Source organism: Pseudomonas wuhanensis, assembly GCF_030687395.1.
GTDB lineage: Bacteria > Pseudomonadota > Gammaproteobacteria > Pseudomonadales > Pseudomonadaceae > Aquipseudomonas > Aquipseudomonas wuhanensis.
On record NZ_CP117430.1, the window covers coordinates 1,509,528 to 1,522,356 of the forward strand.

Annotated in this window: 3 protein-coding genes; all 3 read left to right on the forward strand. The window is 57.9% G+C overall.

All coding sequences use genetic code 11. The features are described 5' to 3' along the window. The first annotated feature begins 31 nt into the window (after positions 1-31). Genes PSH88_RS06925 through PSH88_RS06935 form a run of 3 tightly spaced genes read left to right on the forward strand, consistent with a single transcriptional unit; the run spans position 32 to position 12,804 of the window. Positions 32-4,717 (forward strand): Tc toxin subunit A, encoded by a 4,686-nt coding sequence (locus PSH88_RS06925; protein WP_305425501.1) that lies wholly within the window; start codon positions 32-34, stop codon positions 4,715-4,717. A gap of 3 nt (positions 4,718-4,720) precedes the next feature. Continuing rightward, positions 4,721-9,217, forward strand: a complete 4,497-nt coding sequence (locus tag PSH88_RS06930) for a Tc toxin subunit A-related protein (RefSeq protein WP_305425502.1) — start codon at positions 4,721-4,723, stop codon at positions 9,215-9,217. Between the two features lie 20 nt (positions 9,218-9,237). Further along, positions 9,238-12,804 carry a hypothetical protein gene (locus tag PSH88_RS06935; protein ID WP_305425503.1) on the forward strand — a complete coding sequence of 1,189 codons (3,567 nt, stop codon included), beginning with the start codon at positions 9,238-9,240 and terminating at the stop codon, positions 12,802-12,804. Positions 12,805-12,829: the final 25 nt, after the last annotated feature.

A 12,829-nucleotide genomic window follows, 5' to 3' on the forward strand; every position in this document is an offset into this window, starting at 1 on the left:
CACGGTTTTTTGCTGAGGGGGAGCTACCGCAATGAATGCGTCTTACAACCGTCCGGTTCATCAGTTGGTCAAGGCTGTGCTCAAAGAAAGGAACGACGCGCCCCTGCTTTTCGATGAGTACATTGCGCAGTATCCCAGCGTATTCGACTTGATAAAACAGGGCCCGGATGGTTTGCAGAAACTGGGTCTGAGTCGCAAGGAGTCCCATTCGCTGATTGCCCGTGGCAATGCCCTGGCGTTGTACGTGGCCAGGCTGTTTCGCGAGCAAAGCCTGCGCGCACTGCCGGCGCCAGACGATGAACAGGCATTGGTGCCATTGCCCACGTACAAGGAGCAATTCCAGCCGGATATCGACGCCGCAGCCCCGCCGGGCAGCCCCGAGCACAGTGCTTCGACCACCGCCTATATGGCGGCCCTGCGCGAATGGGTCAGGGACAACATCGTGCCGCACGGCGAGCCGCAACAAACCATCCCACTGGATGAACGTCGCCCCGATGTGGATGAATTGCTGATCGACGAAATGGCGATCAACCGCGTGCAGTCACGACTGGAGATCGTCGACTCGGTACTTGAAGCGCATATCCTGGCCCTGGCCCAGCCCAATGTCGAGTTGCCGAGCGTCAAGGCGTACCTGCGCACGATCCGTTTCCATAACGGCCTGCCCTACGATCATGACTGGGAAAGTATTTCCCATGTCGTCGGTACGGCCCTCAAAGGCGGGGCGTTGGGGGACATCATTCGCCGGGTCGACCTGGACTATCCATATTTCAAGAACCCGGGCGCCCGAGGATCACGTGACGACGTGGCCATGCAACTGAGTGGCAGGATCGGGCCGTTGCAGTTGTCGTTGCTGCTGGAAGACCCGTATTTTCCTTTGAACGCGACAATGGCCGAGGCATCGCTGTACAGGGTCGATCCACTGACTCGGAGGGTCGATCCGGATCCGCAAAAGTCTGCGGCCAACTTCTACCTCGACAACTTTGGCAGCCTGGCAATTGCCCTCCCAAGTTTGCGCCAGCTGTGGATTTTTAAAGATGCAACGCGCCTTGATCAGCGTCAGGTCGATTGCCTGCTAGGTCGTGGTGCCTTTACGCCAAAACTCTCGGCCAACGCCCCTGTGTTGGGTAACCCGGACGTGCCGTTAACCGGGGTGGTGGCGGGTGCCTCGTATATCCATGGGGGGCAAGGTCCTGCGATCGAGCTGGTGAAAGACGGTGTGCCGGATCAGTTCCGTTTGCATAACGTAGGAGAAGCTCCTCTTGCGGCCTTGGAGCACCGCATGGACCGCGTCAACCGCAAGTGCCGTCTGGATCGCATGCTGCAACTGCCTGGCCATCATGTCGATCAACTGCTCATGGCCGCGATGCATGCCGAGCGTCGCGGCACCGGTGAGCCGTCGATCTGGATCCGCCCCAATACCCTGCGTTGCCTGGGGCTGTTCAAGGAGCTGAATAGCGTCTATGGCTGCAAGGCCGAAGAATTCGCGGCACTCATCGACGTTCTGTCGGTGTACGGCCAGGATGGACAACTGTCGCACTTTGACCGTGTGTACAACCGGGATGCGGTGTATGAGGAACCGTTGCGTATCGATGACGTCGAGTTTGCGATCGTGCCGCGCACGCAAGCCGAGCAGGAGACGGTGCATCAGATTTGCAGCGCGCTGGAAATCAATTTCGAAACCTACCGGTACCTGGCCACGGTGATCGCCGAGGCTTATGGTCTCAAGACCCATTTGAGGCGCAGCCTGGAGATTCTCTCCAGTTTCTGGCGCCTGGTGTTTCTGGGCCGGTTGTTCGGTCTGACCCCGATTGAATCGACGGCCCTGTTGCAAACCCTGAGCGAAGGGGAAGGCCTGGTGGCACGCCTGGCGGGCGAGCCGACGGTGTCCAGTTACGGTGCGGCGGACGGTGCGGATGCACTGAGTGCCATACGCGGGTTAATGACCTGTGCCAACTGGTGCCGGGAATACGACTTGCCGCCACTGTGGTTGGTGCAAAACGTCAACCCGGTTTATGTGCCGACGGTCTGGACCGAGTCCCAGGAGCAATTGCTGCGGCAATTGCGCAGCCAGGTGCAGGCAGTGCGGGTGGACGAGGCCACGCTGCTGGAGGAGGGCGCGCCGCTACGTGATGATAAGCAGCAGCTCATAAAGTGGCTGACTGTGCTGGAACCGCTGGTGGACGACAACGGATTGGTGAAGGGGAGTGCCGAGGAAACACAGGCCCAGTATCTGGAACACGCCACTACCGTGATCAAGGATGTCGTGAGGACGATCTATCCGCAGGAAGAGGACGCCAGGCGCGAGCCCCTGGAAACACTCATCCGCACAATCGTGCTGCGCTGCCGGGACGAGCAGCGGGTAGTGGTGGAAGAGGGCATTTCTGTCTATTTGAAGCTTGATTCATTGCTGGCGACGCAGGTGTTGTCCTGGGCCCAGGGGCACCCTTATGACTTTTTGAAAGAGGCCGTGTCGTTGCAACCCGCTGATACACCACGGGTGCAGCAGGTGCTGGAGAAGCCGGATTCGTTCCTGCAAATGCTTACCGAGCTGGAGCGGCGCGGCCGGATTGCCGACAAGCTGGAGTTGAGCCCGCAGATGCTCGCCACTCTCCTGATGGGCGAGCAGTATCAATGGTTCAGTCTCGAGAGTCCTTACGAGATTTCGATCCGGGCGGTGTACTACCTGGCGTTCTACCGTCGCGTGATTTCCCGGGCCCGGCAGCCTGAGGAAAAAATCCTCGACTACCTGAGTCAGGTCAACCAGTTGCCCGACGACATGAGTGAGGACGGCCTGCGTCTGGTTCGCGATGCCGCCGCCGACAAGCTGGCGACTTATTTCGGCTGCGGGATCCGGCATGTGCTCGAGTGCGCCGAACACATCAATCACGAGATCGAAGGCAGTGACAATCCAGCCTGGCCCATTCTGCGCAATCTGGCGCACCTTGATTTGCTGGACCGCACACTGGAGCTGGCCCGGCACGGGATGGACATCACTGCCGCGCTCAGCCTGGGCGCGTTGTTCCCGCTGGATCCGGAGCCGCTTTACGCCAGCGCTGCACAAAACGCTCTGGAAAGCCTGTCCCGGTTCAATGCCATGACTGCTCAACAGGATTCGGCGGAAGTCGGCCAGAGTTTTACTACCCGTTGTGTGGTGGACAACCCGACTCTGATTGCGAACCTGCCACAGGAAGTCGCGGAGTTTGAAATCACGCTCCTCGACTTTTACGGCGAGCCACTCAAAGGGGTCGATCTTCACGTCGGTACAGACCTTGGGGCGGTGCTCACGCCTGTGATCAGGACGGATGACAAGGGGCGCGCCTGGGCGCAGTTGCAGGCCGGGGCAAGGATGGGAACCGCCCATGTTTACTACAGTGTGCCGCTTTACGAGCCGGTTTATGCCCCATCGGTGATGATCGATTGCGATGAGGCGACCCTGAAGTTCAACTCCGAGTTGAGCGGATTGCCGCCCAAAGATCCGGTGCTGGCAGGCCGTCTGTGGGAACAAGAGATGTACGCCGTGCTGATCGACGATTACGGCAACAAGGGCGCTCACCGTCAGGTGGCCTGGTCCACGACGCTGGGTGAAATTCGTCCCAGCCAAACGTTCACCGACAAGGATGGCCTGAGCCGTGTATGGATCTCCAGCCTGAGTCCGGGTAATGCCACCCTCACAGTCAGGAACATGGAGGGCAGTCACAGTCTCACGTTCAGTCGTCCCATCGTGTTTGCAGACAAACCGCGGATTTTCGACACGCCTTCAATCACCACGGTGGCGATGGTCGGTCATGCCTTGCCGGTGCGCTGTCGGGTCGTCGGACTGGATGATGCGCCCGTAGAAGGCCAGAAGGTGATGTGGTGGACCAGTGAAGAACCGGCAAAAATCGAGCGACTCAGCGACGCCGACGGGTTCTCCGATTTTTCCGTGGCCAATCCGCAGAGGGGCGATTTGACAGTCTTCGCACAGCTGGGCAGTGATCCCGTTGTCGAGTTCAAGGTGTGGGTGGCCAGTGATGCGGTGATCCAGAACTACTCGGAGGTCATTCGCTTCCCGGTGGCCGGGGCTTTTCGGCCGACTTTGTTGTGGGTGGATGTGAAGGAATCGAGCGACGCGCAGGCGAAGCCGGTGGGCAATTATCCGGTGAGGTGGAAGGTCAATTCGAATCCCCCCGTGGAAATCATCATGGCGACCGATGCTCAAGGGCGATCAGTGTACCCGTTCAAGTCGGCGACGGCGGGTGACTTCGTTGTGACCGCCGATTTGGCGCTCCACCCAACGCACCAGCGACAATTCGATCTGACAGTGATTGAAGCCTTTGGATGGAAAGTCGAGCTGATCACCATTGAGTCCAGGAGTGAAACAAGCGTGCCGATCACCCCGGGAACAGATGTGCTCACCCTGTTCAGAAATGGCCATTACCGTCTGGAAATCTCACCGGTCGACGCCACGCAGCTCAAGGGCAGCCAGGGGGCGCTGGGATGGAGTTCCGATTACACCACCCAGGCGTTGGGAATGGTGTTCACACCACCGCTGGCCACGCGCTTTGAATTCACCGATGCCCCCTATGAGGTGGAGATCCAGACCGCAAACATCCGCAACGGTCGGTTCCAGTTGAATCTGTTTTGCGATCGTCTGAATGAGGCGCTGGTGCTCGAAGGCACTCTGGACAAGCGCCCTGTCACTCGCCGCTCGGGTGATCACGCAGTGACAGGGAGATAAACAATGGAAACGCTCCAGATCAATGAGCTGACAGAACGCTACACGGCGGCGATGGTGGAAGCCGTGTTGGGGCAGAAACTGTGGTCAGGTGCAGTCACCCTGAGAACCCCCGATGAGTTGAGCGAGTATCTGATGCTCGATACTCAGGACAGCGCCCAACTGGAAGCCACCCGGATTTCCTCGACCGTGCGTTGCTTGCAGCAGCATATCCAGTCGGTCTACAGCGGCATGGAGAAGGGATACGAAAACAGCCATTTTGAAGACGAGGACTTGCAATACTGGTATCGGTTTCTGAGTCACTACAGCACGTGGTCGGCCAATGTGCTGCTTAAGGATCAGGCGGAAAACTACATTATCCCGTCACTTCGCCTGAAAAAAACCACCTTGTTCCGGGCCTTGGAAAACAGCCTGAATCAGATGCGCCTGAGTACCGAGTCGGTGCAAAGAGGATTGATGGAGTACACACAGGCCTTCCAGCGCCTCTGTGATCTTGACGTGCTCAGTGGCTACATCGATGGAGAGAACGTTCAGGATGCCCGCTATTACTTGATCGGACAGGAGCGGACAGCGCCGCTTGCCTACTACTTGCGCAGTGTCAAAGTCGAACTGGACAACCACAGCAAAAAAATCAACCCCGCCGCCTGGGGGGAATGGCAGAAGATTGATATCGCCACCACCGGCGCCGTGGTGGATATCCGCTGTGTGAACTGGCTGGGACTGCCGGTCATGGTCTGGTGTGAATGGCGTGAACGCCAGATCGATAGCAACGGCGTGGTGCAGACACCCTGGTCGCTGGAGATCAAACTTGCCTTCAGCTCCCTGAACGGCCAGTGGTCGGCTCCGCTGTCGTTGCATCAGCGTGACAGTGAGTACGACATTTCCAATGGCCGGTTGACCGTTGTGTCACTGGGCGATGGCGATCCACGGGACGACCGTTTGGCCGTTTGTTATACCAACCGTCACGGCCTGGATGGTCAGACCCCGTTCCATGACATAGAAATTCATGAAACGCGCGATGCGTTGTTCCGCAAGGTACCCGATGACACCGCAACCCTGCTGGCGATGACCTTCGGTCGCTTCGGGAACGCGGCCAGTCTGCAACAAAAGGTGGTGCCTGCGGACTATTCGACAGTCACCATCAGTAGCACCGAGGAAACGCCGGGTCCAATCACGGCGAATTTGTTTCTGGACGCCATCCATACACGCGAACAGGGGACGGACAGCAACTTCTATGAGGTGCTCAGGGTTCGGGGCCGCTGCGATGCGGTGAAAGAAGAAGGGCGGGTGCTCGAACGGTTGTCGATCAGTTGGCGGGCGGTGACGAGCAATGCGTCCTTTGACGTCAGGGTTGTAGACGCCGGCGAACAACAGCTACGGATTACGCTGACCACGCACCAGAAGCCGGTGCAGGATTATGCGGTGGAGCTGCCCAAAGACGCTGCCAGGGAGGTTGTCCATTCATTCGTCGCCAGTGACTTCAAGGAAACATCAATGGGCGACGGTATCTGGGTGGCAGAAGCCGTAGCGGCGTTATCCTCCACTGCGCTCGCGTATTTACTTGGCAGAAGTCGGGACGAAATTATTGCGGGGAGCGGTTTCTCCATCAGCCACCTGGGGAACGCCGTTCTTAACGAACAGAATCAAGTGGTACCCCGTATTCTGTATTTCTCCGTGGCGTTCCAGCTCAAATTTCCGGCGCGGACTGTAGTTGATCCGACGGACTGGTATTCGACTGGCTTTTTGAATGGTCACTATGCAACCCCCTGGCTGACATACCGCCGACAAACCCCATCAATGGGTATCGAAAATTTTCCCATTGAATCACCGATCGACTTTTTTTTCGGTGAGGCGGAGGACAAAACAGGATACGGACGCAACAAGTTCTCGGTCTTGCTGAAGGAACGGCCGCGGTTGTACACGACCCCGTCCATCGATAAGAGCAGCGCCGAGGGGGCGCAGTTTCTGAGCTTCAACAACGCTGATCAGGCGCTCAAGTTCTCACGGGTGAACTCAACGTTCGGCCCCGTGTTGACCAGCCGTGCGGCGGTCTCGGTCGATGCATTGCTGGCCTGGGACACCCAGCATGTCGACGAGCCACCCATGCCCGATGGAAAGATTGAGGAAAACGGGCCATTCGACGGCTGCAACGGTTTGTACTTCTGGGAGTTGTTTTTCCATACACCGGATCTGGTGGGTTCGCGCTTGTCGGCGGAGGGCCGTCACCACGAAGCGCAAGCCTGGTACGAATATGTCTTCAATCCGTTGGCGCGCGAAATCACGCCCCCGGAGAATCCGCAGCCCGGTGATCCGGTGGTCATTGAGGCGCCGGCGTATTGGCGCTGCCGGCCGCTGCAAAACCAGAACATCGAATGCTCGTATGAAAGCGCGGCGCCGTCGGACCCGGATGCGATCGGGTACTGCGCGCCGATTCACTTCAAGATCGCCATTTTTCTGCGTTACTTGGAAAACCTGATCGAATGGGGCGACGCTCTTTATCGTCACCTGGATTACGACAGCATGGTTCACGCAGCGCTCAATTACAGCAGAGCCCTGACGTTGATCGGTGAAGATCCGGTCACTCGAACGGCCAGCACCTGGGAACCCAAGAAGCTAAGCGACGTGCTGACCATGATCAGAGGGCGTGATCCGCTCAAGGCTTTTGAAGCCGGCCTTGAATTCAGCCTGACCGATGTGCCTGCCGCGATGCAGACCACACCGCGTTTCGATCTGTTGGGTTCCGGTGTGTTCCGGCCCGGGATCAACGAACGGCCCAAAGCTTTGTGGACGCTGCTCAACGCGCGATTGAACAACTTGCGCAACAATCGTTCGATCGATGGTCAGCCACTGTCGATTCCACTGTTCAACCGGACGATGGATCCGCTGGAGCTGTTGCGTGCGCAAGCCAACGGCAATCCGGGCACCGCTCGCAATCCGGGTGGTCAGGTGCAGGTGGTGCCCTACAAATGGCAGACCGTGTACAACCTGGCGCTGCAAGGCGTGGAGTTTCTGATCCAGCAGGAGGATCAGCTAAGGTCATGGCTGGAACTGCGTGACCGGGGAGAGCTGGAGGAGCTGCAGCAAAACCACATGATCGAGCTGGCCGACTATGCCCGCTCGATCCACGAGGCGACGATCGCCCAGCTCGAGGCGACGGCTGCGTCATTGAGGCAAAGCGAAAGTATGGTCAAGGCCCGGGCGCAGCATTATGAGCTATTGATTCAGGAAGGGGTTTCAGGGGCGGAATATGGCGTGCTGGAAAAAAACAGGTTGGCCCGATCTGTCGCCGTTGGCGCCGGGATATTGCGGACAACGGGGGCGATGCTGGATTTACTTCCCAATATCTACGGGACGTCCAACGGTGGCATGCGTCCGGCGGCCATCCCTTATGCTTTTGCCGAGGTTGCTCAACTGACGGCGGATCTCATGATGCGCGAAGCCGAGGAGGCCAGCATCATTGAGCAACAACGGCGGCGCAAACAAGAGTGGGAGCTTGCCCGCGATCAATCCAATGCCGAGGCTCGGGTGTTGCGCGAGCAACTGCTGGCGCAGGACCACGCGATCAGCGCCGCCCAGGCCAGCCTGCAACAGACCGAAATAGCCAACACCCAAGCCAGGGCGGTGTACGCGTTCTACAAAAATCGCACGACTGGCCGGGAGTTGAGTAACTGGGTCGTGGGGCAAGTGAAGACCCTTATCTACCAGGTCTACGACGTCGTTGCCGGGCTGTGCCTGTGTGCCGAAACCTGTTGGCAGTATGAAATGGCCGATTACAAGACCCGGTTTGTTCGACCGGATGTCTGGATGGACACTTATCACGGGTTCACCACCGGCCAATCGTTGAAACTGGATCTGCTGAGGATGGCGGCTGCGCGCATCAAGCGCGACGAGCACCGGCTGCAGTTAGTCAAAACGATATCGCTCAAGAGTCTGGACGCGACCCGATGGAGCAGCTTCAAAAGCTCGGGAAAACTGGACATCAAGCTCAACGAAAAACTCTTCAATGAAGACTATCCGGGGCATTACTGCCGTCAGGCCAAGGCATTGTCACTGACCTTTCCCGGTCTGTTGGGACCGTACCAGAATATCTGCGGCACGCTGGTGCAAATCAGCAGTTCTACGCTGCTTGAACCGGATCTTGAGGCTGTCAAATACCTGCACACGTCGTCTGGCGTTGCGCCGCCAGGTTCGCTGGTGCAGAACCTGCGCCCTTACCAACAGATCGGGTTGTCCTTGGGGCTGGACGACAACGGCATTGCCAAGTGGGTGGACGATGGCCGTTATCTGCCTTTCGAAGGTACGGGCGCCCATGCTGAATATGTACTGACACTTCCCAGGCATGAGCAGCCTGCCCAAGGGCGTCTTCTGGACTCATTGACGGACGTCATTCTGACGCTGATTTATTCGGCGCGAGATGGCGGGCAGCTCTTCGCCAGCAACGTTGAAGACTTGCTCGGACCCAATGCCGAAAACAATTCGACCGACAAGGCCACGCGTACCTAGCGTGCAAGGATGACGCCGTCATGAAAGAAGAAGATGTTTATGCCAACCATAACTTCATCGCCAACGGTGATTTTGCGAATGGTCTGGACGACTGGACGATCAACGACGAGAGAAAGGTCACCCGACAGGAAGGGATTTGGCAGGGCCAAACGATCGGCTTCATGAACACCGTCAATATGGGGGAGGGTTATCAATCAATCTCGCTGGCACTGCTGCCCCGCCCGACGCCTGGCAGAGCAGATTACCTGCTGAAGTTATGGTACGAGGCGGTTCAAGGCGCGGTAGGTACGCTGCGGATCAATCCGGGGTTGGGAGGGCAGCTGGATCTAACGCTTGTACCTTCGCGCGAGGCCGAGGCTGAACCCGAAAAAGTGTTGGCGCCTGACGAACTTCTGCTGGATCTCAATCTTGTCGAGTACCTCCACACACTCACGCTCGACGCTGATGAAGAGACCGTCAAATTTACCGTCATCAGTCCGGACAATGGTGGGCCGGGTCGGCCTGGCGCCGTGCGGGTCGCTTTCGTACGTGTGGAATTGTTGCTGGAGCCTTTGCGGCTGGACAGCGTGATGATTGATGGCGAGACACAGTCCCCCGACAAAAAACTGTACCTGTGCTTTGGTGCCCGTCATCAGGTGGCATTGCAACTGGCGGGCGACAGTGTGTGGTCTGAAACGCATGCGGGACTACTCGTGAATGATGGGGTGGTTGACCCCGAGGACATTCTCGATGCCGACCCGGTGTGGGGGCGGGAACATCCCGTGGCCAATCCGTGGGAAATCTCCTGTCGCGGGATTGATGAAGACAAAGAGATTGAGCACACCCTGGCCGTGCGCAGCCAGTACACCGCCGATACCTACCCGCTGAGCACGGTCTCCGGGCACTTTCAGCTCGACGTCATTGCACTGAAGGAGGCGGCCTGGTATCCGGTGATCGACCTAAATCAAAGTGTGGAGCTGCGTGTGCGGGTGGAGTCCCATTACACCCGAACGCCTCTGGCCAACCGCCAGGTCACCTGGACGCTGAAAGGCCCGACTGTTGCAGACGATGTCGTGTTGTTCGGGCAACTTTCGGACGAGAACGGTGAGGCCGGTTTTACCTGGACACCGGATACCGCAGGCGATTGGCAAATCGAAGCCTCTGTAGACAGTCACTATAAAAAGGAAGATGCCCGGTATGTGTTCGCGGTGCGTGCGCTGAAGGAGGATCCATGGTTGAGCGCAAAATTTGCACTGGATGGCTCGTTGCGTGAATGGATTTGGGGAGGCGAAACGGGATATCCCTGCCGCGGCGCAACTCATGACGTGGTGCTGGCCTTTGCGGACGGTCATGTATTGGCCGAAACCCAACTAGCGTTGCATTGGGAGGGCGACGACACTCCGGTCGGCCTGGGGATGGGTTTCACGCCGGATCTTGACGACCTCAACCCGGTGGAAGGGTCGGGGCGTCAGTGGAAGATGGTGTGTGGCAATCTGAGGGACAGTCTTTTCGGGTTCAGTGTCAGTTGTTCGAAGCTGTTGAATCGCTCGCCCTTGCAAGAGCTGGTACTGGCCCATAACTGGTTGACCATCGGTGAAGTGAAGCTTCCGACGAGGTTTCCTTCGGTGGGCGGTGCTTCCCTGCCATTGCAGGTTCAAATCCTGTCGGGTGTTCCGGGTGTGGGGGCCGTGACGGGAGTTGATGTCGTATGGCGTCTCAGGGATAAGCCGGATCAGAGACTGCCGACGGGCGCTGACGGTTGGTCTCAATACGACTTCAACCCTGAAGAGGAAGGCTCCTTCACGGTCACGGCCAAAGTCGCCAGCCCTTACGATGGTGCGGATGTCGAACATCGGTTCGAGCTCACGGTTCTACCTGAAAATCCGCTGGCAGGTTTGACCAAGGTGACATTGGCTGGTCAGGAAGCAGGGGCGGTGGGACTTCTCTGTTTTCGCAATGCAGCATCGGTAGAGCTGTCGATTAAGCCGGTTACAGATACCTTGGTGGGCGAATTGTTTTCTCTGAAGCTGACGACCGAAGATGATCGGGATCTGGGCTTTCATTTCGAACCTGACATCGAAACTCCGCGCAGTTTGCCCCAGGATGGCTTGACTTGGCAGGTCAGTTCAACCTCCGATATCAGTGCTCGTTTCCAATTGACTGTGTGCCATGACGAGATAACGCCCTATGAGTTGCAGGGCAGATTATTGTCGACGACCCTTGAGGATGAAGGCACGCTCACTTTTGACGAAGGGGCGTTGGACCTCGCGAGTACGGCATACCCCTGCCTGGGAGGCCTGCACACCCTACGCTTTGTGCCAAAGGCCGGCAGCTTGTTGACCGGACTTGAGGTCGCAGCGAAATGGGTTGATGCGTCAACTCATGCCCTCAATATAAAACTTGCGCCGGACTATGCACGGGATCTCCAAAGTGAAGGCCTGGAGTGGACGCTTGACGCTCGCGACAGCAGTGAAGGTGGAACGTTGGCGCTAGCGTTGGAACTCCCTCAAGCCCGTTTTACATTCCCTTCAATGAATATGGTGTTGGGACACAACCGTATCAAGATCGTCGAAGTCCGTGGGCCCACGTTCGATCCGTTTGTGGGCGAAACCGTTAATTTGGAGATCAAGAGTCAGTCGCACTATACCCAGCGATCAGTACCGGGGCTCGAAGTGAGCTTCTCGCACGGGGGCACTTCAACACCCGTTCCGACATCGGACAATGGTTGGGCACGCTTTCCTTTCACCGCCACACAGCCGGGTAATGTGCAAGTCATGGCCACAGTGCCAAGCCCCTATGATGGCCCTGATGGTTCTCCCTTATTTATATTTGACCTCACGGCACTGGCCGCCGCCGGTGAATCGGATTCGCCCACGGTATTGGCGCCCACAACGCTTGCGGACGAGGGATTGTTCATGTCTGAAGAACAGAATCCGGTACCCAGTGATATCGAGATTGGTGAGGTGAGAGAGCCGGCGTTTGATCCGGTAGAGGGCGAAAGCGTCCGGATGGGCCTCATGGTTCGCTCGTCGGGCACCCGACGGGCAGCGTCCGGTGTCGAGGTGACGTTCATTGCCGAGCAGAAGCGTACCCGGGTGATGACGGGTAGTGACGGTTGGGCGTATTTAGACTATGAACCCGGGCAAGCGGGGAACGTCGAGGTGATTGCTATGCTGGAAAGCGTCAACGATGGCACCGAGGCGGCACCGTCCCATACTTTCCGTTTCAAGTCCTTGGCCGCCGGTGTCTGGGACGATGCCCTGATACAGCTGAACACGGATTTGCCCAAAACGGTGTGGGGCGCAGAAACCTGTTTTCCCCGGACCCCGCAAGCTCATACCATCGGGTTATCGTTCGACAATTTGAACGGCCAATTGCTCGGTCGCGATATTTGCCTCGGATTGAAGGGGGACTCCTCAGCCCGGGAGTCGGGATTGACCGTGCAGCCAGCACTGGGCGTTTTCAGAACATTAACTACCGCTGGTTTGAGTTGGCAGGTCACCGGCACGAACGGTGGTGCCTATGCCTTGCAACTGGAGGCGTCCCGCTTGCTCAAGCAGTCGCCAGTCAATGCGATGTCGTTGGGGCCGGTGCCGCCCGTCGATTGATCGAAGGCTAGAAGGCTAGAAGGCT

What these genes read in the sequence shown, in the direction of transcription:
- PSH88_RS06925 (WP_305425501.1), top strand. Translation starts at nt 32, where the DNA reads ATGAATGCGTCTTACAACCGTCCGGTTCATCAGTTGGTCAAGGCTGTG.
- PSH88_RS06935 (WP_305425503.1), top strand. Translation starts at nt 9,238, where the DNA reads ATGAAAGAAGAAGATGTTTATGCCAACCATAACTTCATCGCCAACGGT.
- PSH88_RS06930 (WP_305425502.1), top strand. Translation starts at nt 4,721, where the DNA reads ATGGAAACGCTCCAGATCAATGAGCTGACAGAACGCTACACGGCGGCG.